This is a genomic window from Variovorax sp. dw_308, from assembly GCF_019207085.1.
In the GTDB taxonomy this organism is placed as follows: domain Bacteria; phylum Pseudomonadota; class Gammaproteobacteria; order Burkholderiales; family Burkholderiaceae_C; genus Variovorax.
Genome location: NZ_JAATOM010000001.1, coordinates 517,342 through 540,531, shown reverse-complemented (window position 1 = coordinate 540,531; position 23,190 = coordinate 517,342). Strand labels below are relative to the sequence as shown.

The 23,190-nt window shown below is 67.9% G+C and carries 20 protein-coding genes; 1 reads left to right on the top strand and 19 read right to left on the bottom strand.

Annotated elements, in window-relative coordinates; all coding sequences use genetic code 11:
- Position 1: 1 nt before the first annotated feature.
- From HCU76_RS02385 to HCU76_RS02355, 7 genes are read right to left on the bottom strand one after another with little or no spacing between them, the layout of a single operon-like run.
- A complete protein-coding gene (locus tag HCU76_RS02385; protein WP_213957842.1) occupies positions 2–1,114 on the bottom strand; it encodes an enolase C-terminal domain-like protein in 1,113 nt (370 codons plus the stop codon).
- 2 nt (positions 1,115–1,116) lie between these two features.
- Positions 1,117–2,202, bottom strand: coding sequence for a mandelate racemase/muconate lactonizing enzyme family protein (locus HCU76_RS02380; RefSeq protein WP_218508341.1), 1,086 nt, complete (start codon positions 2,200–2,202; stop codon positions 1,117–1,119).
- Positions 2,199–3,224, bottom strand: a complete 1,026-nt coding sequence (locus HCU76_RS02375; protein WP_218508340.1) for a hydroxyacid dehydrogenase — start codon at positions 3,222–3,224, stop codon at positions 2,199–2,201. Before HCU76_RS02375 ends, HCU76_RS02380 begins: the two co-directional genes overlap by 4 nt.
- Entirely contained in the window at positions 3,221–3,973 is a 753-nt protein-coding gene (locus tag HCU76_RS02370; RefSeq protein WP_218508339.1) for an ABC transporter ATP-binding protein, read from the bottom strand. The genes HCU76_RS02375 and HCU76_RS02370 overlap by 4 nt, the downstream gene beginning before the upstream one ends.
- Complete coding sequence (locus HCU76_RS02365; protein WP_218508338.1) at positions 3,970–5,787, bottom strand: branched-chain amino acid ABC transporter ATP-binding protein/permease; 1,818 nt, start codon at positions 5,785–5,787, stop codon at positions 3,970–3,972. The genes HCU76_RS02370 and HCU76_RS02365 overlap by 4 nt, the downstream gene beginning before the upstream one ends.
- Before the next feature lies 1 nt (position 5,788).
- Positions 5,789–6,682 carry a branched-chain amino acid ABC transporter permease gene (locus HCU76_RS02360; RefSeq protein WP_218508337.1) on the bottom strand — a complete coding sequence of 298 codons (894 nt, stop codon included), beginning with the start codon at positions 6,680–6,682 and terminating at the stop codon, positions 5,789–5,791.
- Position 6,683: 1 nt separating this feature from the next.
- The gene (locus HCU76_RS02355) at positions 6,684–7,925 is read right to left on the bottom strand and encodes an ABC transporter substrate-binding protein (protein WP_218508336.1); all 1,242 of its coding nucleotides are present in this window, start codon (positions 7,923–7,925) and stop codon (positions 6,684–6,686) included.
- A 118-nt stretch (positions 7,926–8,043) separates the two neighbouring features.
- On the opposite strand from HCU76_RS02355, the gene HCU76_RS02350 reads away from it, so the two are divergent.
- Entirely contained in the window at positions 8,044–8,766 is a 723-nt protein-coding gene (locus tag HCU76_RS02350) for a Crp/Fnr family transcriptional regulator (protein ID WP_218508335.1), read from the top strand.
- A gap of 25 nt (positions 8,767–8,791) precedes the next feature.
- On the opposite strand, the gene HCU76_RS02345 is transcribed toward HCU76_RS02350, so the two are convergent.
- The 12 genes from HCU76_RS02345 to HCU76_RS02290 all read right to left on the bottom strand — a co-directional run bounded on the left by HCU76_RS02345 (position 8,792) and on the right by HCU76_RS02290 (position 23,128).
- On the bottom strand, positions 8,792–9,985 hold the full coding sequence (locus HCU76_RS02345) for an ABC transporter substrate-binding protein (RefSeq protein ID WP_218508334.1): 1,194 nt from the start codon (positions 9,983–9,985) through the stop codon (positions 8,792–8,794).
- A gap of 143 nt (positions 9,986–10,128) precedes the next feature.
- Positions 10,129–11,121 carry an NADPH:quinone oxidoreductase family protein gene (locus tag HCU76_RS02340; protein ID WP_218508333.1) on the bottom strand — a complete coding sequence of 331 codons (993 nt, stop codon included), beginning with the start codon at positions 11,119–11,121 and terminating at the stop codon, positions 10,129–10,131.
- Positions 11,122–11,131: 10 nt separating this feature from the next.
- Positions 11,132–11,896, bottom strand: a complete 765-nt coding sequence (locus HCU76_RS02335) for a glucose 1-dehydrogenase (RefSeq protein WP_218508332.1) — start codon at positions 11,894–11,896, stop codon at positions 11,132–11,134.
- Positions 11,893–12,963, bottom strand: coding sequence for a phosphotransferase family protein (locus HCU76_RS02330; protein ID WP_218508331.1), 1,071 nt, complete (start codon positions 12,961–12,963; stop codon positions 11,893–11,895). Before HCU76_RS02330 ends, HCU76_RS02335 begins: the two co-directional genes overlap by 4 nt.
- A 144-nt stretch (positions 12,964–13,107) precedes the next feature.
- Entirely contained in the window at positions 13,108–14,316 is a 1,209-nt protein-coding gene (locus HCU76_RS02325) for an acyl-CoA dehydrogenase family protein (RefSeq protein ID WP_218508330.1), read from the bottom strand.
- Positions 14,317–14,421: 105 nt separating this feature from the next.
- On the bottom strand, positions 14,422–15,048 hold the full coding sequence (locus HCU76_RS02320) for a methyltransferase domain-containing protein (protein ID WP_213957855.1): 627 nt from the start codon (positions 15,046–15,048) through the stop codon (positions 14,422–14,424).
- An 11-nt stretch (positions 15,049–15,059) separates the two neighbouring features.
- Positions 15,060–16,637, bottom strand: coding sequence for a long-chain fatty acid--CoA ligase (locus tag HCU76_RS02315; protein ID WP_371319741.1), 1,578 nt, complete (start codon positions 16,635–16,637; stop codon positions 15,060–15,062).
- Positions 16,634–17,428, bottom strand: a complete 795-nt coding sequence (locus HCU76_RS02310; protein WP_213957857.1) for an enoyl-CoA hydratase/isomerase family protein — start codon at positions 17,426–17,428, stop codon at positions 16,634–16,636. Before HCU76_RS02310 ends, HCU76_RS02315 begins: the two co-directional genes overlap by 4 nt.
- Before the next feature lie 37 nt (positions 17,429–17,465).
- Positions 17,466–19,481 carry an acetyl-CoA carboxylase biotin carboxylase subunit gene (locus HCU76_RS02305; protein WP_213957858.1) on the bottom strand — a complete coding sequence of 672 codons (2,016 nt, stop codon included), beginning with the start codon at positions 19,479–19,481 and terminating at the stop codon, positions 17,466–17,468.
- Between the two features lie 34 nt (positions 19,482–19,515).
- Positions 19,516–20,676 (bottom strand): acyl-CoA dehydrogenase family protein, encoded by a 1,161-nt coding sequence (locus HCU76_RS02300; RefSeq protein WP_213957859.1) that lies wholly within the window; start codon positions 20,674–20,676, stop codon positions 19,516–19,518.
- 7 nt (positions 20,677–20,683) lie between these two features.
- Complete coding sequence (locus HCU76_RS02295) at positions 20,684–22,303, bottom strand: acyl-CoA carboxylase subunit beta (RefSeq protein WP_213957860.1); 1,620 nt, start codon at positions 22,301–22,303, stop codon at positions 20,684–20,686.
- A gap of 192 nt (positions 22,304–22,495) precedes the next feature.
- Entirely contained in the window at positions 22,496–23,128 is a 633-nt protein-coding gene (locus tag HCU76_RS02290; protein ID WP_218508328.1) for an SCO family protein, read from the bottom strand.
- Positions 23,129–23,190 lie beyond the last annotated feature (62 nt).

Here is a 23,190-nt window from a genome sequence, read left to right as displayed (position 1 = left end):
CCTAGATCTCCGCCACCTTGTAGCGCTCGACAAGGTCCCAGTCAATGCGCGCGCCGATGCCCGGCCCCGGCGGCACATGGGCAAAGCCTTCCTTGTCGATGTGGATCTTCTCGACGCCGGCCAGCGTGAACAGCGGTTCGGGCACCAGCTGCTCGAAGTACTCGGTGTTGGCGATCGAGGCGATCACGTGCAGGTTGGCCGCGTCGATGATGGTGTTGGCATTGGTGTGGATCTCCAGGTTCATGCCGAAGGCTTCGCACAGCCCCGCGATCTTCTTCACCGGACCGATGCCGCCCTTGAAGGACACGTCCGCGCGCACGATGTCGACCGCGCGCGTGGTGATGTACTCCGGCGTCGTGTACATCGATCCGCCCACCACCTCGACGCCGGCGATCTGGATGTCGAGCTTGTCCGACAGCATGCGGTAACCGTGCAGGTCGAAATCGCGCAGCGGCTCCTCGTACCAGTGGTACTTCAGTTCCTCCAGCACCTTGCCCACCATCAGGGCCTGCGCGTGGTTGTAGTTGCCGGCCACGTCGATCATCAGCGGCCACTCCTTGCCCACGGCCTCGCGCACCGCGATGCACAGGTCGATGTCGCGGCGCGCATCGCCCCAGACGTGCAGCTTGTAGCCCTGGTAGCCCATCTCCTTGTACTTCAGCGCCTCCTCGACGAAGAGATCGACATTCGCATGCTCCATCGAGCTGGCATACACCGGCACCTTGTCGCGCACGCCGCCGAGCAGCTGGTACAGCGGCGCATTCACGCTCTTGGCATAGAGATCCCACAGCGCCACGTCCACCGTGCCGATCGCGAACTGCGTGGTGTAGAGCAGCCGGTCCCGGCGCCACATGTCCTGCCAGATCGCCTCGCGGTAGGCCGGGTCCTTGCCGATCAGCAAGGGCCGCAGGCGGTCGGCGATCGAATGCGCGAGGCTCAGGCCCCCATAGGCGCTCACCACTTCGCCGGAAACGCCTTCGTCCGTGTTGATCTGCACCGCAAGGAAGTCGGTGACGTAGGCGCCGATGGACTGTCCGCCATACAGCGTGGGCGTCTGGAAGCCCTCGGGCATCGGCGGGCGGAACGAGGTCAGCTTGACTTCGGTGATCTTCATGCTCAGATTTCCTTGACGGTCAGGGTCTTGATGGCATCCCAGTCGATGTCATAGCCGAGCCCGGGCTTGGTCGGCGCCTCGACAAAGCCGTCGCTGGTGCAGCGGATCACGTCCGTCATGCCGACGTCCAGGATGCCCTGCGGCACCGGGATCTCGAACAGGTCGCAGTTGTGGATCGCCAGCATCACGTGCAGGTGGGCCGCCTGCACGAGCGTGGTGCCATAGCTGTGCGGCTCGTACTTGGTGTTGAAGGCCTCGCACAGGCCGGCTGCCTTGCGCATCGCGCTGATCCCGCCGATCCAGTCGCCGACCGAGCGGATGCTGTCGACGACGTGTCCCGACAAATACTTCGGATAGCCGCGCAGGCCCTCGGCCACGCTTTCCACGGCGGTGATCGGGATCTTGAAGCTGCGCGTCAGGTCGGCCAGGCCATTGAGGTCGGAGTCGGCAATGGGCGCCTCGTACCAGTAGAAGTCGAGTTCCTCCAGCACCTTGCCCACCTTGAAGGCGCCGAGCCGGTCATAGGCATTGACCGGGTCGAGCATCAGGTCCATCTTTCCGTTGAAGACCTTGTGCACGGCGCGGCAAACCTCGATGTCCTTGTCGGGCACGCCGAAGGCATGCAGCTTGAAGGCCCGGAAGCCCTGGTCGTAGGACTCCTGGGCGATCTGGATGTACTCGGGCACCGTGTCGTACATGATGGTGCTGGCATAGGCCTTGATGCGCGGTCGCGCGGCGCCGAGCAGGCGGTAGATCGGCTCCTTGTGGTACTTGCCCATGAGGTCCCAAAGGCAGATGTCGACCGTGCTGGCCACCGCGCTGGGCGAGCGCAGCGAATCAGTGAGCTTGTACGAGATGGCCTCGACCTCGTGCGGATCGCGGCCGATGAGCAGTTCGCGCAGGCCGGGCAGCGCTGTCTCGATCGCGCCGGGGTCCAGCAGCCAGGTGATGCACACGCCCTCGTGGCCCTCGTCGGTGCCGATGCGCAGCAGCACATGGTGGATGGTCATCGGCGCCCATTCCTCTTTCCAGCGGAACTTGCGCTCGTTGGGCTTCAGCACATGCGCCTTCACGCTCGTGATCTTCATTGGAGTTCTCCGGTTTGGATGGCCCAGGCGGGCCGGGGTGGCAAGGCGGCGGCACGTGAGCCGGCCCAGGATTCGGGTGCGACCAGGCCGGGCGGGCGCAGGCCGCGCAGCGCGTGGTCGATGTCGGTTGCCGCAGCCAGCGACAAGCGCCGGTAGGCGCCGCGCGTGATGCCGGCGCAGTGCGGCGACACGATGACGTTGGGGAGCGCTAGCAGGGGGTGGTCGACGGGCGGCGGCTCGGGGTCGAACACGTCGAGCGCGGCGCCAGCCAGGCGACCCTGCACCAGCGCCTCGTGCAACGCGGCCGCATCGACGACGCCGCCGCGCGAGGTATCGACAAGCCAAGCCGTCGGCTTCATGCAGGCGAGTTCGGCCCGGCCGATGAGCCCGCGCGTGGACGGCGCCAGCGGCACGTGCACCGAGACGATGTCGGCCGCCGCCAGCGCATCGCCCAGCGGCACCGTGCGCAGCACGTTGCCGTCTGTTGCCGGTTGGCCATCGCGCGTCACGGCGATGACGTCCATGCCGAAACCCAGCGACGCAATGCGCGCCAATTCGCGGCCGATCGCACCGAAGCCGACGATCGCCAGCGTGCGGCCGGAGATCTCCTCGTAGGGGTTGTCCAGGCGCGGACCGAAGCGCCCGCCATCGCGCACCGCGCGGTCCAGGTGCACCAGCCGCTTGGCCAGGCACAGCATGTGGCCGATCGCGTGCTCTGCCACGGACAGCGCACCGGCGCCGACCGCATGCGTCACCACGATGCCATCGGCGCGGGCTGCGGCCAGGTCGATGTGGTCGACCCCGCTGCCCGCGGCCGCGATGACCTTCAGCCGACGCGCGTTGGCAATCATCGGCGCCGTCACCTTCAACGGCGGATAGGCATACAGGGCGTCTGCCCCGGCGATGCGTTGCGCCACTTCGGCAGGGTCGTCATGCTCGACGAGCCGGTAGTGCGCACGCAGCGCCTCGCGCCCCGCCTCGTGCAGCAAGGGCAGCCCGAGCACCAGCGCACGATCGGTCATGCCGCGGCCTCCGCAGCAACGGCCGCGTCGCCCAGGTAGGCCCTGCGCACCACGTCGCTGGTGGCCAGTTCGGCGGGCGTGCCCTGCGCCGTCATGCGTCCGCTCTGCAGCAGGTAGGCATAGTCGACAAAGCCCAGCGCCTTCTCCACCACCTGCTCCACCAGCAGCACCGCCACGCCGCGCGAGCGGATCGTGGCCAGCGTCTGCAGCACCTCGTCGACCAGGTTCGGCGCGAGGCCGAGCGAAGGCTCATCCAGCATCACGAGCGCCGGCCGCCGCACCAGCGCCTGCGCAATCGCCAGCATCTGCTGCTGGCCGCCGCTCAGGCCACCGGCGGTCAAGCGCGCCTTCTCGCGCAGCACCGGGAACAGTTGCAGCACCTCGTCGATGCGCGCCTGCGCCTCGCCCTTGCCCAGCTTGATGCGGTACATGCCGAGCAGCAGGTTGTCCATCACCGTCTCCCGGCGAAAGATGCGGCGGCCTTCGGCGACATGCGCCAGCCCCCTGGGCACCAGCGCCTCGGCACTGCTGCCGACGATGTCGGCGCCGTCGAACGTGGCCACGCCGGCGCTCGGCTTGAGCAGGCCCGACAAGCCCTTGAGCAGCGTCGACTTGCCGGCGCCGTTCGCGCCGAGCAGCGCCACCGCTTCGCCGCGGCCGACCTGGAGGGTCGCCTCCTGCACCACTGGCACGATGCCGTAGCCGACCGACAGGCGCTCCGCGCGCAGCAATGCGTCGGGCCGGCTCATCGCGCACCTCCGGTATAGGCATGGACCACGGCCGCACTGCTGAACACCTGCTCGGGCGTGCCCTCCGCGAGGATGCGCCCTTGGTCCAGCACGGTCACCGTGTTGGCAATGCTCGCGACCAACTCGATGTGGTGCTCGACCATGATCAGCGTGGTGCCCATGCGGCGGATCGTGCGCATCAGGTCGCCGAGTTCATCGAGCTCGCCCATCGACAGGCCGGCCGCCGGCTCGTCGAGCAACAGCAGCTTGGGCCGCCCGATCAGCGCACGGGCGATCTCCACCAGCCGCTGCTGGCCATGCGGCAGCAGCGCGGCATGTTCATGGGCCCGGCCCGCCAGCCCGACCAGCGCCAGCAGGCGCAATGCCTCCGCATCCAGCGCCGCTGCCTCGTGCCGTGCGCGCGGCAGCCGGAACGCGATCTCCAGCCCGCTCGAACGCTCGCGTGCATAGGCGCCGAAGCGCACGTTCTCCAGCAGGCTCAGTTCGCCGAGCAGCTTCGGCGTCTGGAAAGTGCGCTGCACGCCGAGCCGCGCGATCGATGTCGGCCCGCGCCCGACCACCTCGGCCCCATCGAGCAGGATCGATCCTGCGCTGGCCGGATAGAAGCCCGAGATCATGTTGAGCAAGGTCGTCTTGCCCGAGCCATTCGGCCCGACGATCGCGTGGATGCTGCCCGGCTGCACGTCCAGCGAGACGCCGTCGAGCGCACGCACGCCGCCGAAGTCTTTGGCCAGGCCGCGGATCGCGAGCGCCATGCCCCGCACCGGCTCCACCGTGGCTGCGCCGGCATCCCGCGGCAGCGTGGCCGCAGGCGAAGTGGCACGACGTGCCTGGCGCCGGTCGTCGAATCTGGCGATCGCGCCCGCCAGGCCTTCCGGCAGGAACACCGAGAACGCGAGCAGCCCGACGCCGTAGGCGATCATGCGGTACTCCTTCAGGCTGTCCAGCAACTCCGGCAGGACGTAGAACGCGGCCACGCCCAGCATCGGTCCCGACAGCCGCGCCGGCCCGCCCAGCACCACGACGAACAGGAAGAAGATCGAGAAGTCGAAGCTGAAGTCCTCCGGCGTCACCACGCCCTTGGCACTGGCGTAGAAGGCGCCGGCCAGCCCCGCCACCGCCCCCGAGAAGGCGAAGGCGAACAGCCGCAGCCGCGCCGTCGAGACGCCGTTGGCCCGGGCCCGCACGTCGCCCTCGCGGATCGATTGCAGCGCCCAGCCGATGCGAGAGTCGATCAGGTTGTGCATCACCCACCACAGCAGCGCCGCGACGCCGCCCACAAGCGCGAACAGCCCGAAGCCATCGAACCTGACGCCCGCCAGCGACGGCTTGGGAATGCCGACGATGCCGCCGTAGCCGCCGGTGAAGCCGCGCAGGTCGTTCAGCATCGCGGTCACCGCCAGCGTGAAGGCAATCGTGATGAGCACGAAGTACCAGGACGACAGCCGCAGCGCAGGCAGGCCGAGCACCACGCTGAAGCCCAGCCCGACGCTGGCCGACAGCACGGCAGATGGCCAGAAGCCCCAGCCGTAGCGCACGCTGGCGATGGCCGTGGCATAGGTGCCCACGCACACCAGCGCACCGTGTGCAATCGAGACGATGCCCGCATAGCCCGTCAGCAGGTTGAGCCCCATCGCCGCGACCATGTAGATCGCAGCGAAGGTCATCAGCAGCAGGTAGTAGGAGTTGACCAGCGCGGTGCCGGCGGCCACGAGCACCATCAAGGCGCAGGCCACCAGCGACAGCGAAGGCATGGCGAGCCCCGGGCCTGCGCGCTGCGGCGAGACGAGCGATGTCGCGATCAGCGGCTTCACCTCAGACCTCCCGCAACGCACCGCGGCCGAACAGGCCGAAGGGCTTGACCAGTAAGACCACCAGCACCACGCCCAGCAGCAGCAACTGCCGGTAGCCGGGCGTGAGCTGCACCGAGCTGATGCTCTCGACGCAGCCCAGCATCAGCCCGGCTGCCAAGGCACCCCAGTTGCTGCCGACGCCGCCGATCGCCAGTGCCATGAAGCCCTTCACCAGCAGTGCCATGCCGATCGAGGTGCTGGCCAGCAGCAGCGGCGCGGCCACCACGCCGGTCAGCGCCGCATAGGCGGCCGCGATGGCAAACGACGTCATCGTGAGGCGCGACGGGCTGATGCCGTTCAGCCGTGCGGCATCGCGGTCCTCGGCCACGGCCAGCACCGCCTTGCCGGCCAGCGTGTGGCGGTACACCCACTCCACGATCGCGATGCTCGCGACCGCGATCGCGAACACCGCGACCTGCTGCGTCGAGAAGGTCAGCGAACCGATCTGCACCGTATCCATCGTGGCGCCCGGCACCGGCGGCACGACCTGCGGGTCGGTGCCCCAGATGCGGTCGCCGACGTTGATCAGGATGATCGAGAAGGCCAGCGTGCTGATGATCCAGCCGTGGTGGCTGGAAGGCCGCTTGATCAGCGTCGCCACCGCCACCCGCTCCTCGAACAGCCCGACCAGCGCCACCGCCCCCATCACCACGACGAGCCCGACGATCCACGACAGGTGCTGCTGCGTCATCAGCGCCCAGGCGAACATCGCGCCCAGCATGACCAGCTCGCCCTGCGCCATGTTGAAGACGTTGGTCGGCTTGTAGGCGATGTTGAAGCTCACGGCCACCATCGCGTAGATGGCGCCCATCGTGAGGCCGGTGGTCAGCAATGCCAGCAGGTCTTCGAGCAGCATCTCAGACTCCCGGCGCGCGGCGGCGGAACAGGCCGTGGAACTGCTTGCTGAGCGGGTCTTCCATCGAGTTGGCCACCGCCATCGCCACCACTTCCGAGTCGTAGGCCGAGTGGCGCGACGACGAAAAGACCATCTTGCCGAACAGCCCGTCGATGCCGTTCGATGCGTCCAGCGTCTTCTTGATCTGTTCGGTGTCCCACGACTTCGATTTCTCCACCGCGTACTTGAGCGCGTAGATGAAGTCGTAGAAGGGCGTGGTCGCGGCAGGCCCGAGCAGCGAGTCGGGCACATTGCCCTTCAGCAACTTGCCGCAGAAGGCCTGCACGCGCTCGGGCGGCTGGTCCTTGTCGGTGTAGGTCAGCGCGCGGTAGGTGGCGGCATAGACATCGTTGTAGCGGGCGCTGTCGGGCACGGCGCCCGGCGTGCCGGCGAACAGCAGGCCGGTGTGGCCGGCGATCGGCGGCTTCCAGGCCATGCGCGACAGGCCGACCAGCAGTTGCGTGATGTCGACGTTGTTCGACACGTGCGCGGCGATGCCTTCGGCGCCGTCGCTGCGCAGCTTGCGCAGGAAGGGCGTCATGTCGGCCACCTTGATCGGGAAGGTCTGCTCGGACACGATCTGCATGCCGCTCGCCGGGATCTCCTTCAGCAGCGCGTCGCGCGTGGAGGCGCCGGCAGCAGAGTCCTCGATCAGCAGACCCACCTTCTTGATGCCCAGCTTGGCCAGCAGTTCGGCATGCCGCTTGGCTTGCGCGCCGGAGGTGAAGTTGAACTGGTAGTGATAGGGGAATCGCGTACCGTCTCCCATCTCGTTGGCCGACGCGTAGGAGGCCTGGATGATCTTGGCCGGCGTGGCCACTTCGAGCGAAGCCAGGGCCTGCGAGCTGCCGATCGGGCCGACGATGAACTTCACGCCGTCCTCGATCAGCCGCCGCGTCGCGATCGGGGACTGCGCGGGCGAACCCTGGTCATCGACCTCCACCTTCACCAGCTTCCGGCCGAGGATGCCGCCGGCCGCGTTGATCTCGTCCATCGCGATCTGCGCGGGCAGGTAGAGCGGCGCGAAGCTGCTGGCGAGAGGGCCGGTGATCGGCTTGACCCAGCCGATCTTCACGTCGTCCTCCGCATGCGCGTTGCGCGGCAACAGCCCGCCGCCGAGCGCCAGCGCGCCGAGGGCCGAGGCCAGCACCGTGCGCCGATCGACGCCTGCTTCGCTCGGGAGGGAGTGATTGCCTGGGTTCATTGCTTGTCTCCTGTGGTTTTGGGTTCGAATCGGACCGGCTGCCGCAGGCTATTCCCGCGGCCGTCGGAAGAATGTCAAGAGTTGACATTTATGGGGTATGCACTAGGCTTCTCCGGCCATGAAGACCACGGAAGCAACGACGATTTCCGCGGGCCTGGGCGCAGGCAGCGCGCGGATGCGCGTGCTCGAACGCAGCAGCTGGTTTGCCGCGCTCCCGCCCGCGCTCAAGCGCGAAATGATGGAACGTGCCGTGGTGCGCCGTTGTGCGGCGCGCTCGTTGATCTATGCGGCGGGCGCGGCACCCAGCGGCCTCTATGCCGTGCTCAGCGGCGAGGTGCGGCTCGAGCATTCGGCCAGGAGCGGCAAGTTCGCCTTCTACCAAGGCCTGCGCGCCGGGGATTTCTTCGGGCTGCTCAGCGAACTGGACCAGTCGCCACGCTTCAGCGACGCGCGCGCCTGGACCGAGACCACCGTGCTGCAGCTGCCCCATGCGGAATTCCAGTCGCTCTATCGCACCTCAGCCCCGGCACGCGAAGCCTTCGTGGCGCTGATCTGCGAGAACCTTCACACCACGCTGGGCATCCTGGTGGAGGAACACAGCGCCCCACCGCGCTCGCAGATTGCCCACATCCTGCTGACGCTCTCCAACCAAGAGCCTGACGAAAGTCGCGAACAACTCAAGCTCACGCACGAGGCCATCGCAGCCATGGCCGGCGTGTCGCGCCAGACGACGAGCAAGATCCTGCACGAGTTCCGCCAGCTCGGCCTGATCGCGATGCAGTACGGTCAGCTGTCGGTGCTCGACACGGCCCGGCTGCGCGCCATCGCAGAGGCGGCATGACGCGCGTGGCACCCCGCTGCATCGATCAAGGCTGCATGTAGTCCGTCACCGGCACCCACTTGCCATTGACGATGCGCGAGATTCGCACCGCCTCCGAGCCGAGCCGCTTGGTCTTGGTGAAGCTCATGGTGTCGAAGCCGAGCTTGTCGCGCGGGAAGGTCGAGGTTTCCATGGTCTGCACGAAGCGTTGCGTCGTCAGGTCCGGGCCGACCTTGTCGAGCGTCTTGATGACCCAGTCCATCGAGGCGTAGCCCATCACCGCGTACTGGCCCGGGTCCTCGTTGTACTTGGCCTTGTAGGCGGCGAACCAGTCGCGCAAGGCCTTCGACGCGTCGTCGGCATAGGGCTGCGAGCTGGCATGCGAGGACAGGAAGCCGTCCATCGTCGGGCCACCGAGCCTGGGCACCAGGTGCGAATACGAGGCCGAAGTGCCGATGAACTCCGGCGTGAAGCCGCTCTTCTTCGCCTCGGCGATGGTGCCGATGGTCTCGCGCAGCGTGGTGCCCAGCACGACGGTGTCGCAACCCGCGCTCTTCAGGCGGGCCACCTGCGACGAGAAGTCGGTCGCGCCGCGCTTGTAGGTGGTCTTCTCGATGACCTTGAGCTTCATGTCCGCGGCCTGCGCCTCGACGCCCTTCATCAGTTCCGAACCCAGGTCGTCATCCTGCGTGAGCGAGCACCACTTGCGGTCGGCCTTGATCTGCGTCAGCGCCTTGACGATCACCTTGCCCTGCTGGTAGTAGGGCACGGTGAAGCTGAAGGCCAGCGGCGTCGGCGGGTCGTACAAGCCGCGCGCCGATGCCAGCGGGAACGCATGGATCACGCCGCCGTTGGTGAAGATCGGCATCGTGGTGAGCGCGAGCGACGTGCCGATGTTGCCGACCGTGATGAAGATCTTGTCGTTCTGCACCAGCTTCTGCGCGGCCAGCACGGCTTTCTTGGTGTCGTAGCTGGAGTCCTCGACGATCAGCTTGATCTTGCGCCCGGCCGTGCCGCCCGCCGAGTTGGCCTCCTCGATGCGCATGTTCATGCCGTTGAGCGTTTCCTTGCCGAAGTTGGCGATCGGGCCCGACAGGTCCTGGATCGTCCCGACCAGCACTTCGGTCTGGGTCACGCCTTGCGTCGCATGCGCGAGCAGGGGCAGCGCCGCGCAGGCGCTGGCGCAGACACTGGCAATGAGCCAGCGCACGGACGGGCTCGTTGCACGCTTCTTCGTCATCTTGCTTCACTCCTTGGGTCGACCGCCGGCCGGAATCGGCCTGCAATGAGTCGGAGTGTGGCGAGCGGGGCGGGCAGCGTCTTGCGCCGAGTCGCTACGCGCCCGGCGGGAAATCCCTGCCTTCCCAGTTGCCCCCAGCCCGATCAGTCGCCCCGGCCCAGCGCCGTCGTCAGCATGATCTTGCCGGTGGCGCGGCGGTCAGCCACCACGCGCAGCGCCTCGGCCGCGCGCTCCAGCGGATAGTGCGCGGTGATGGTCGGGCGCAGCCGGCCGTCGGCGAGCCAGCCGACCAGTTCCTGCATGAAGGCGTCGTAGCGCGCCGGCTCGGCCTTGGCAAAGCCGCCGTAGAACACGCCGACGACGCTGCAGCCCTTGAGCAGCACCAGGTTCAGCGGCAGCTTGGGGATCTCCCCGGCGGTGAAGCCGATGACCAGGTAGCGCCCACGCCAGGCCATGCTGCGCAATGCCGGCTCCGCATAGTGGCCGCCGACCGGGTCGTACACCACGTCGACGCCGCGCCCACCGGTCAGCGCCTTGATGCGCTCGCGCAGGTCTTCGGTGGCGTAGTTGACGGTCTCGTCGGCGCCGCTCGCGCGGCACAGCGCCAGCTTCTCGTCGGTGGAGGCGGCAGCGATGACGCGCGCGCCCATCAGCTTGCCCAGTTCGATCGCCGAAATGCCAGTGCCGCCCGCCGCGCCCAGCACCAGCAGCGTCTCGCCGGGCTGGATCGCGGCGCGGTCCTTGAGCGCGTAGTGCGAGGTGCCGTAGGTGATGACCAGCGCCGCGGCGGACTCCATGTCGATGCCCTGCGGCAGGCGCACCAGCTTGTCGACCGTGGTCAGCACCTCCTCCGCATAGCCGCCCCAGCCGCACACGGCGATCACACGGTCGCCCGCGGCGAAGCCCTGCACGCCCTCCCCCACGGCCTTGATGGTGCCGGCCACCTCGCCGCCCGGCGAGAAGGGCAAGGCGGGCTTGAACTGGTACTTGTTCTCGATGATGAGCGTGTCGGGGAAGTTGACGGCGCTGGCATGAACCGACACCAGCACCTCGCCCCTTCCCGGCACGGGCGAAGGCACTTCTTCGAAGACCAGGCTCTCGGGTGGCCCGTGGCGGTGGATGCGTGCGGCTTTCATGGGCTGACTTTCAAATCATGGAGATGGACATGCCGCCGTCGACGGCCAGGCTTGCGCCCGATACGAAGGCGCCGGCGGGAGAGCTCAGGTAGAGCACCGCGTAGCCTATCTCCTCGGGCTGGCCGACGCGGTGCACCGGCGTCTTGCTGACGATGCGCTCGGTCGCGGCGGCGTCGAAGGCCTCGGCCAGCTTCGTCTCGATCACGCCCGGCAGCACCGTGTTCGCCCGGATGCCGAACTCGCCGTACTCCAGCGCGAAGGCGCGGCTCATGCCGATCAGCGCCGTCTTCAGCGTGGCATAGAGGCCCAGCATCTTCTCCGGATGCCAGGCCGACAGCGAAGAGATGTTGACGATGCTGCCGCCGCCGCGCGGCTTCATCAGCTTGACCGCCTCGACCGAGAGGAACCAATAGCCGCGCAGGTTGACGTCGACTGTCTTGGCGAACAGGGCGTGGTCGATGTCCTCGATGCGCCGCCACGGGCTCAGCACCGCGTTGTTGACGAGGATGTCGAGCCCGCCGTGCGTGGCCTGCAGGTGTGCGGCCATGGCGGCGATATCGTCGAGCTTGCCGATGTGGCAGGTGCGTGCCTCGGCAGAGAGCCCTTCCCCGCGCAACGATTCGGCGACACACTCGCAGTCGTCTGCCTTGCGGCTGCTGACGATGACGTGTGCGCCGGCCTGCGCCAGCACGCGCGCGGTAGCGGCGCCGATGCCTTGCGAGGAGCCGGTGACGAGCGCGACCTTGCCGGCCAGGCTGAATGGGTTGGGATTCATGCGAGCGGTTCCTGGGATTCGAGGATGTCGAGGCCGGTCTGCGCGAACACGTCCATGGTGTTGCCGAAGTGGAGCGCGCTCTCGGCCACCGCCGTCCCGAGCGCGGCGCGCCGCTTCAGGCCGGCCGACATGGCCGCCTGACGAAACATCGCGAAGGCCTTGAAGAAGCGCATGTCCGTCGCCCGGTTCATGCCCATGCCCTCGAAGTAGCGTTGCGCGAGTTGCGTTTGCGTCGGCAGTCCCTCGGCCGCGCGGCCGACGCCACGCAGTCCGGGCAGCAGGTAGTCGGCCGGCAAGTCCTGCACCGCCAGGAACTGCCCCAGGTCCGCGAGCGGATGGCCCAGCGTGGACAGCTCCCAATCGAGCACCGCAATGACGCGCTCGCCGCGCCGGTCGAACATCAGGTTGTCGATGCGCGAATCGCCATGCAACAGCGTCACCGGATGGTCTTCGTGCGGCAGCGTGGCATCCAGCCGTGCGATCAGCCGGTCCATGACAGGCGAGCCTTCCGGCATCGCCGTGCGGTACTGCTGCGACCAGCGATGCAATTGACGCTCGAAATAGTTGCCAGGCCGGCCGAAGTCGCGCAGCCCGAGCGCGTCGAGGTCGGTGCGGTGGATGGCCACGAGGCTGTCGATCGCCGCCGCGTAGACCTCGCCGCGCCGCTCGCGCGGCACGTCCGGCAGCCCGACCGATCGATGCACGATGCCTTCGACGAGATCCATCAGGTAGAACTGCACGCCAACGACGTCAACGTCGTTGCACAGCACGCGCAAATTCGGCACCGGCACCGGGCCGCCGTGCAGCGCCCTCAACACGCGCGCCTCGCGGTCGAGCGCGTGAGCCGACTTCAACAGTTCGCCGGCCGGCTGCGTGCGCAGGATGTAGCGACCGCTGTCGGCCTCGATGCGCCAGATCGGATTGGAGTTGCCGCCCACGAAACGCTCCGCCCTGCGCAGGCCGCGGAAGCCCTCGGCATGCACCTCCAGCCATGCGCCCAGGCGTGCCAGGTCGAGCGGCGGTGCGCTGACCACCGCGCGAGCTTCCATGTCGGCCGGTGTATTCATGGGAATGCGGACGCACGAAGTCGTGAAGATTTCGTGGCGAGGGCGTCAGCCTCGAGCCCGGTTCGCGGAGCGGAACTGCACTCACGCATGGTTGGCACCCAAGCGCCGAGGTCGGTGGCCGCAGCACAAAGATTCACGGCTTCATCAAGCGGAGAAGCGCTTCAGCAGCTGCTTGCCCACCGCCGACAAATGCACCTGGTCCGGCCCGTCGCCGATGCGGATGAAGCGGGCGTAGACGTAGGCCCGCGGCAGGAAGGTGTCCTGCGACACGCCCGCACCACCGTGGATCTGGATCGCCCGGTCGATGACGCGCGCGGCCATCGCCGGCACCACGATCTTTGCGGCGGCGATGAGGTCGCGCGCCGCCTTGTTGCCCTCGCGGTCCATCTTGTCGGCCGCGCGCAGCGTCAGCAGCCGGGCCTGCTCGATCTCGCAGAACGAATGCGCCACGTCCTCGCGCAGCGAGCCCTGCTCCGACAGCGGCTTGCCGAACGCAATGCGCGAGTTGGCCCGCTTGCACATCAGCTCCAGCGCACGCTGTGCGCAACCGATGAGCCGCATGCAGTGATGAATGCGCCCGGGCCCGAGCCGGCCCTGCGCGATCTCGAAGCCGCGCCCCTCGCCCAGCAGCATGTTCGAAGCCGGCACCCGCACGTTGTCGTAGACGATCTCCGGATGGCCGACCGGCGCGTCGTCGTACCCGAAGGTGGTCAGGTCGCGCACGATGCGCACGCCCGGCGTGTCCTTGGGCACCAGGATCATCGACTGCTGCCGATGCAGTTCAGCGTGATCCGGGTCGCTCTTGCCCATGACGATGAGCAGCTTGCAGTCTTCGTTGAGCGCGCCCGAGGTCCACCACTTGCGGCCGTTGATGACGTATTCATCGCCATCGCGCCGGATCTCGCACTGGATGTTGGTGGCATCGCTCGACGCCACGGCCGGCTCGGTCATCGAGAACGCCGAGCGGATGGTGCCGTCCATCAGCGGCGCCAGCCATTGCGCCTTCTGTGCGTCGGTGCCGTAGTTGGCCAGCACTTCCATGTTGCCGGTGTCGGGCGCCGAGCAATTGAAGATCTCCGGCGCCCACAGCACGCGGCCCATGATCTCCTTGACCGGCGCGTATTCGAGGTTGCTGAGGCCGCTGCCGTGCTCGCCGGAGAGGAACAGGTTCCAGAGGCCCTTCGACCTGGCGAGTGCCTTCAGGTCCTGCAACACCTTGGGCGTGCGGTAGGGATGGCCCGTCTCGCGGCCTTCCTCGTGGTAGCGGTCCTCGACCGGATAGACATGCGCGTCCATGAACTCGGCCACGCGTTGCTGCAGCTCGAGCGACTTCTCGGAATGGGTGAAATCCATCGAATCATCCTATGCAAGCGGTGGCCGGCGGGCTTGCGTCCACGCGCTGAAATGAGACCACGCCCGAAGCCGCGATCGGTGGGCGCAATAGAAGATTTCAGCGTCTCAAGCGGGTTCGACGGCTGCGCGCGTCAACGCCACGGCCAGCTCATAGGCCATGCTCGGATGCGCGATGCGCTCGTACGGCGGCTTGGGCCAATGCCAGCGCGAGGCCGGGAACAGCGCGCGCATCGCATGGATGTCGCAGTGATACGGCGGGCCGGTCACCGCGCCATCGGCGGACGACGGATCAGGCCGCTGCATGAACAGCGCGAACAGCTTGCCGTCCGGACGCACCCACGCCGCGAGTTGCGCCGCATAAGCCATCCAATGGTCCGGATGCAACGCGCAGAGGCAGGTCTGCTCATAGACCGCGTCGACCGGCAGCGGCGGGTTCCAGGCCAGCACATCAGCCTGCACCACCTCGGCCTCCAATGAGCGATCCGCGAGGCGATGGCGCGTGCGCGTGACCGCGCCCTCCACGTAGTCGATGCCTGTGATCGCCACGCCCGCTTCGGCCAGCGCCGCCACATCCCACCCACTGCCGCAGCCGGGCACCAGCACGCGCTGGCCGGCTGCGATGGCGCCCTCTGCAATCCAGCGTTCAAGTTGCGGACCGGGCGCGCCGCGGTCCCACGGCGTCGTCGAGGTGTCGAAGCGCTCTTGCCAGAAGGCGGGAGTCGGGCCGGCCATGCTTTGGTCCTTCAGGCGCCGGCTGCCGACTTCTCGCCGGCCGGCGCATTCTGCTCGCGCAGCTTCGCCTTCAGCACCTTGCCGGTCGGGTTGCGCGGCAGCGCTTCCACGATGCGCAGTTCCTTCGGCAGCTTGTAGCGGGCCAGCTTGTCCCCTGCGAAGGCATGCAGGTCTTCCAGCGTGACGGTCTTGCCCGGCTTGGGCGCGACCACGCACACCACGCGCTCGCCCCAGCGCTCGTCGGGCGCGCCGATCACTGCCACCTCGGCCACGTCGGGGTGGTCGTAGAGCACGCTCTCCACCTCGGCCGGGTAGACGTTCTCGCCACCGCTGATGACCATGTCCTTGAGCCGGTCGCAGATGTAGAGGAAGCCCTCCGCGTCGCGATAGCCCACGTCGCCGCTGCGGAACCAGCCGTCGTCGGTGAACACCGAGGCCGTGGCCTCAGGCCGGTTCCAGTAGCCGGGCATCACGTTGGCGCCGCGCACGCAGACCTCGCCGGTGGCGCCGGGCGCGGTGACCTCCTCGTCGTTCGGGCCGAGCAGCTTGATCTCGGTCAGGATCGGCGGCGTGCCGGCCGAGCCCAGCTTGTCGATCGTGCGGTCGGGGTGCAGGAAGGTGATCATCGATGCCGTCTCGGTCATGCCGTAGCCCTGATGCACCGGGATGTTGCGCGAGGCATAGAGGCGCAGCAGCGGCTCCGGCATCGGCGCGCCGCCCACCGCGATCGAACGCAGAGACGACAGGTCGGCCGCCTCGAAGGACGGATGCTGGCTCATGAACAGCAGCATCGCCGGCACGCCGAAGGTCACGCTCACGCGGTACTGCGCGATGGCGTCGAACACGGCCTGCGGCTCGAAGGCGCGCTGCAGCACCAGGTGGCCACCGGCCATCAGCGTGGTCAGCGTGCCGCACAGCAGGCCGCCGACGTGGAACATGGGCGCGAAGTTGAGCTTGACGTCCGACGACCCCAGATCCCACAGGAAGATCTCGTTGAGGTTGTTCGCCCAGAAGTTGCCGTGCGTGAGCATCGCGCCCTTCGGGTGGCCGGTGGTGCCCGAGGTGTACATGATCAGCGCCGTGTCGTCGGCACGCGCGGGCACGGCATCTGGCAAGGGCTTGCCCACGGCCGCAGCCATCAGCGCATCCGTCGACTCCCAGCCTTCGCAGCCGCCGGCACGATGCAGGTAGCGCGCGCAATGCAGGCCGCCGCGGACTTCGTCGATGACGGCCAGGTGTGATTCACCCACCATCAGCGTGTGGATGCCGGCGTCCTCGATGATGAAGGCCAGTTCATGCCCTGTGAGCCGGAAGTTGAGCGGCACGAAGATCGCGCCGACGCGCGCCGCCGCGAACAGTGCGACCAGCAGCATCGGATCGTTGAAGCCGAGGTAGCCGACGCGCATGCCTGCTTGAACGCCGCCGGCGGACAGCACGGACGACAGCCGTTCGATGCGGTCGATCAGCTCACCGTATTTCCAGGTCAGGCCATCGCAGGTCAGCGCGGGCTTGTGCGGCGCACGCGCGGCGCGGCGCCTGAGCCACTCGGCCAGGCCCACGGCATGCGCGCTGCCGGCAGTCGGGCTCACTGCCCTGTCCATACCGGCTTCCTCTTTTCATTGAACGAGGCCAGTCCTTCCTTCGCGTCTTCGGTGGTCGCGAGCAAGGCGATCTGGCCCTCAGTGAATGCGATGCCCTCGTCGAAGGACATCGACGACAGCGCCCGCATCGCGTACTTGCCGCGCCGGATGGCGGTCGGCGACTTGCCGGCGATGCGGTCGACCAGCCATTGCGTCTTCGCATCCAGCTCCCCGGCCGGCACGACGTGGTTCAGCAGGCCGGCTTCCTTTGCCTCCGCAGCGCCGAAGGGCTCGCCGGTCAGGCACCACTCGCGCAGCACGCGCCGCGGCACGATGTCCTGCAGCAGGCTCAGCACCTGCATCGGGAACAGTCCGATCTTCACTTCGGGCAAGCCGAACAGCACGTTGTCCGCCGCGATGGCCATGTCGGTCATGCACAGCAGGCCCATGCCGCCGGCCATGCAGACGCCGTTGATGCGCGCGATGCTCGGCAGCGTGCTGTTCTGCGCCTCGCGCAGCAGGTCGGCATAGTCGAGCGTGGGCTGCGAGAGGTCGAAGGAAAAGCCCGCGCCCGGCTGCAGGTCGCCGCCCGCGCAGAAGGCTTTGTCGCCCGCCGCGGTCAGCACGATCACGCGCACGTCGCGGTCGGCATGCGCGGCGCGCCAGCCGGCACGGATGCCCGCGACGACGTCCTTGTTGATGGCGTTGCGCTTGTCGGGCCGGTTGATGGTGATCCACATCGCGTGGCCGCGCTTCTCGTGAAGCACGGCCGGCTCGGCGGCGGTTGTCGTGTCGGTCATCGTTCTCGTGTCTCCTTCGTTGTCTTGCCGCACCGGTTCAAGCCGGCGCGGACTCCTTCGCCGCCGCCTCGATCTCCACCACGATGCGGCTTGCGGCGACCTGGTCGCCGGTCTTCACATGCAGCGCCGTCACCTTGCCGGCGACAGGCGCGGCGTGGATGTGTTCCATCTTCATCGCTTCCAGCGTGACCATCGGCTGGCCGGCCTCGACGATGTCGCCGACCGCCGCCATCACCGCGACCACGCGTCCGTTCATGGAGGCACGCAGCTTGCCGTCGCCACCGGCCTCGCCCTGCTTCGCGGACGCGGCGCGCGTCTTGTCCTCGATGCGCACCGGCCTGCCGCGGTAGTGCAGGAACAGCGCGGCGCCGTCGCGGAAGAACGAGACGCCTTCGAGCAGGCCATCGCAGACAAGGTGCGCCGCGTGCTCGCCCAGGTCGCGCAACTCGATCACGAAGGCCTGCTCGCCGATCGTCACGTCGAAGTGGCGCTGCCCCGAGAGCACCAGGCCCGCCGTCACCATCGCGCCATCCGCTTCGAAGCGCAGGGAGATCGGCAGGCTGTGCGTCATGCGCCGGCCCGGCGCGCGGGCACGCCGTTCGCCGGCGGTTTCGTGGAGCACGACCGCGGCGATGGCGGCAGCGCGTGCCTGCACGGCGGTGTCGGCCGCGAGCAAGGCGTCCTGGTTCTGCGCGATGAAGGCGGTGGTCGCGCCGCCCTCGGCAAACACCGCGTGGCCGAGGCAGCGGTGCAGGAAGGCCTGGTTGGTCGTCACGCCCAGGGCCACGGCGTCTTCCAGGCCCGACATCAGCTTGCGGCGCGCGGCCTCGCGGTTGTCGCCGTAGCTGATGATCTTCGCGATCATCGAGTCGTAGTAGGGCGGGATCTGCGCACCCGAGCGCATCGCGTGCTCGACGCGCAGGTGCTGCGGCATGTGCCACAGCGCCATCGTTCCGCTCTGCGGCATGAAGCCTTTGTCGGCATCCTCGGCGCACAGGCGCACCTCGATGGCGTGGCCCTTGAACTTCACGTCGTCCTGCGCGATGGGCAATGGCTCGCCCGAGGCCACGCGAAGTTGCAACGCGACCAGGTCCAGCCCGGTGATGGCCTCGGTCACGGGATGCTCCACCTGCAGGCGCGTGTTCATCTCCATGAAGTAGTAGTTGCCTTCGCTGTCGAGCAGGAACTCGAGCGTGCCCGCGCCCTCGTAGCGGATCGCCTTCACCGCCGCGACCGCGGTGGCGCCCATGCGTGCGCGCAGGTCGGCATTCACGGCCGGAGACGGCGCTTCCTCGATCAGCTTCTGGTGGCGGCGCTGCACCGAGCAATCGCGTTCGCCCAGGTGGATGGCGTTGCCATGGCGGTCGGCGAAGACCTGGATCTCGATGTGGCGCGGCTCGACGATGGCGCGCTCCAGGATCACCTCGGGATTGCCGAAGGCGCTCTGCGCCTCCGAGCGCGCACTGCGCAGCATCTCGGCGAACTCCCTGGCCGACGGCACCAGCCGCATGCCGCGGCCGCCGCCGCCGGCGGTCGCCTTGATCATCACGGGAAAGCCGACGCGCTCCGCCTCCCGCGCCAGCCGTTCCTCGCTCTGGTCCTCGCCCTGGTAACCGGGGATGCAGGGCACGCCCGCAGCCATCATCAGGGTCTTGGCGCCGGCCTTGTTGCCCATCGAGACGATGGCCTCGGCGGAAGGACCGATGAAGACCAGCCCCGCATCCTTGCAGGCCTGCGCGAAGTCCTCGTTCTCGGCCAGGAAGCCGTAGCCGGGGTGCACCGCGTCGGCGCCGCTGAGCCTTGCCGCATCGACGATGGCGGGGATGCGCAAATACGACTGCGCCGGCAGCGGCTCGCCGATGCACACCGCTTGGTCGGCCTCGCGCACATGGCGCGCGTCGGCATCGGCCGTGGAATACACCGCCACCGTGCGGTAGCCGAGGGCGCGGGCGCTGCGGATGATGCGCAGCGCGATCTCGCCGCGGTTGGCGATCAGGATCTTGCGGAACGGAGTCGCGAATGAAGTCGAGGGAGGATTCTGCGGTGCGGTCATGGAACGTGCGTCCGGTTGCGTCGTCGATAGGTGGTCAGGCCGTGCCCTTGAGCGGGAAGGTGCCCATGAACTTGCTGAGGATCTGCAGCATCACTTCGTCGGCGCCGCCGCCGATCGAAGTGAGCCGACCGTCGCGGAAGATGCGCGAGATGGGGCTCTCGTCCATGAAACCCATGCCGCCCCAGAACTGCAGGCAGCCGTCTGCTACCTGTCGAATCACGCGGCCGGCCTTGAGCTTGGCCATGGTGGCGGTGCGCGTCGCGTCCTGCCCGGCCACGACCTCTTCCACGCCCTGCCAGCAGATCGCCTTGAGGCAGGCCACCTCGGTCTGCAGTTCGGCCAGCTTGTAGTGCACCCACTGGTTGTCGAGGATGGAGCGGCCAAAGGCTTGCCGCTCGCGCGTGTACTTGACCGTGACGTCGATCGCGCGCTGCGCCATGCCCACGTTGTTGAGCGCGCCCCACAAGCGCTCGATCTGGAACTGCTCCATCTGGTACATGAAGCCCATGCCCTCCTCGCCGATGCGATGGCGCTGCGGTACGCGCACGTCGTCGAAGTGCAGTTGGGCCGTGTCGGACGCATGCATGCCCAACTTGACCAGCTTGCGCGCCACCTCCACGCCCTTGGTCTTCATCGGCACGATGATCAGCGACTTGTTGCGGTGCGCCGCGCCATCGGAGGTGTTGGCCAGCACGCAGCAGAAGTCGGCCTGCGTGCCATTGGTGGTCCACATCTTGCCGCCGTTGATGACGTAGTCGTCGCCGTCCTTGCGTGCCGTGGTCTTGATCGACGCCACGTCGGAGCCGCTGCCGACTTCCGACACGCCGAGGCAAGCCACGTAGTCGCCCGCGATGGCCGGCGCCAGGAACTCGTCGCGCAGTTCCTTGCTGCCGCGGTGCGCCAGTGCCGGCGTGGCCATGTCGGTCTGCACGCCGATGGCCATCGGCACGCCGCCGCAGTTCATGTGCGCGAGCGTCTCGGCCATCACGGCGCCGTAGGAGTAGTCGAGGCCCGAGCCGCCGTTCTCCACCGGCTTGGTCAGCCCCAGGAAGCCCAGGTCGCCCAGGCGCTTGAACACCTCGTGCGCGGGAAAGACCTCGGCCTTTTCCCACGCGTCGACGTGCGGGTTGATCTCCTTGTCGATGAAGCGCTTGAGCGTGTCGCGCAGCGTCTCGTGTTCGGGGGTGAGTTGCATACGGCGATCAGGGACGGGCCACGGAGAACTGCATCTTCTGCGGCTCGCGCAGTTCCGCGTCGCGACAGATCGACAGCACCTTGCTCAGCACCTCGCGCGTGTCGCGCGGGTCGATCACGCCGTCGTCGAGCAGGCGTGCGCTGGTGGTGAACACGCTCATCTGGCTGTCGAAGTGGTCGACGATGCGTTTCTCCATCACGTCGAGCTTGGCCTGGTCGACTTCGCCCTTTCGCTTCATCGCGGCTTCGGTGACGATGACCATCGTCTTGGCCGCCTGCTCGCCGCCCATCACCGCCGTCTTGGCATTCGGCCAGGAGAAGCAGAAGCGCGGATGAAAGCCGCGGCCGCACATGCCGTAGTTGCCCGCACCGAAGGACGCGCCGCAATAGATCGTGATCTGCGGCACCGTCGCGTTGGTCACGGCCTGGATCATCTTGGAGCCGTGCTTGATCATGCCGGCCTCCTCGTAGTCCTTGCCGACCATGAAGCCGGTCGTGTTGTTGAGGTAGAGCAGCGGCGTCTTCGACTGGCAGCAGGCCTGGATGAAGTGCGTCGCCTTGGTTGCGCCGGCCACGTCGATCGGGCCGTTGTTGGTGACCACGCCGAGCGGCATGCCCTCGATCTTGATGTGGCCCACCACCGTGGCGCTGCCGTAGTTCTCGCCGAACTCCAGGAACTCGGAATCATCGGCGATGCGCGCGATGACCTGCTTCATGTCGACCGGGCGCTTGTGGTCCATCGGCATGATGCCGAGCAGTTCTTCTGCGTCGTAACGCGGCGGCTTGAAGCTGCGCGCCGGCGCGGCCGGCATGTCGCGGTTCCAGTCGATGTTGGCAAGGATCTCGCGGGCGATGCGGATGGCATCGCGGTCGTCCTCCGCCAGGTAATCGCCCAGCCCCGAGATCGACGTGTGCATCACCGCGCCGCCCAGTTCCTCCTCGGTCGCGACTTCGCCGGTGGCCGCCTTCAGCAGCGGCGGCCCGGCCAGGAAGGCCCGCGAACGCCCGCGCACCATCACGATGTAGTCCGACAAGCCCGTCTGGTACGCGCCGCCCGCCGTCGACGAGCCATGTGTGACCGTCAGCACCGGCAGCCCGGCCGCGGAGATGCGCGCCAGGTTGCGGAACAAGCCGCCGCCGATGATGAACTCCTCGACCTTGTAGGTCATGAGGTTGGCGCCCGCGCTCTCGACCAGTTGAACGAGCGGCAGCTTGTTTTCCAGGGCCAGCTCATGGATGCGCATCTGCTTCGGGATGCCCATTGGCTGCAGTGCGCCGGCATCGATGCCGGAGTCCGACGCATTGACCATCACCCGCACGCCCGACACCCAGCCGATGCCGGCGATCACGCCGCCGCCCGGCACGCTTTTCTCCAGGTCGGGGTTGTCGAGACCCAGCCCCGCCAGGGACGAGATCTCGAGGAATGGCGTGCCCGGGTCGAGCAGCAGCGACAGGCGCTCGCGCGGCAGCAGCTGCCCGCGCTTCTCGAAACGCTCGCGCGACTTGGCCGAGGTGGCGATGCTGCGCCGCTCGAACGTGCGTACACGCTCGATCAAGGCCAGCATGCCCGTGCGGTTGGCCTCGAAGGCCTCGCTGCCGGGGGAAACGGTCGACTCGATGATTGCCATGGGTGGTGATGCCTTGCCGGGTCACGGCACGATGCGGATGGCGCAGCTTAGGCAATCGGGCGGGAGCGGTCTTGTGCGAAGTGGCTGCTTCGCGCGGTGGCTGCTCGTGGCCCGGTCGTGGCCTGCTCGTCGCCTGCTTGTGGGCGGCTCCTGAGCGGCTCCCGGGCAACTCTTCGGCGGCCAGAGACGCAGCTAGCCGCGACCGAGGTCCATGGCCCGCATCACCTGGTCGGCAGACGGATCGAGCGACGTGACGACCCGCAGGAAGCCGCCGGCGTCCACGATGAAGACCCGGTTCAGGTGCTCAGCCGCGTTGATCGCGCTGGATCCGACGCTGAACTCGGACAGCAGCCGGTCCGTCTCCTCGACGGAAGGCACGCATGCGGTCCAGCGCGCACCTTGCGCGCCGAAGCGGCCCAGCCACGCCGCCAGCACCTTCGGGTCGTCGCCCAATGCGTCGATGCTGATCGAGAGCAGGCGACGGTCGCGGCTTTGGCCGGCCAGCCTTTCCTGCAAGGCCGCGAAGAGCGCGCCTTGCATGAGGCAGGTGGTGCCGCAGCCGGTGAACATCAATTGCACGGCAGTCACCTGCCCGTCGACCAGCGTGCGCAATTCGGACGTCCCGCCACCGGCCATGCGCAGCCGCAGGCGGGCAACGGGTCGGTCGGGCCGCAGCAGCGTCTGCGCAGGCGATTCGCTCACCGGTGCGGCATGCCCGGCGTGCGCGAGCGCGATCGACGGAGCCGCGGCTGCCACGGCCATGCCGGACATCGCCGCCAGGAAGCGCCTTCGCCCCGGGCCGCCCGGGTGGTCTGACCGCGTCATCGCCCCGTGCTCCTTGTGGTTCATGGAATACGCGCGACGGTAAGCCCGCAACGTGGCCGCGC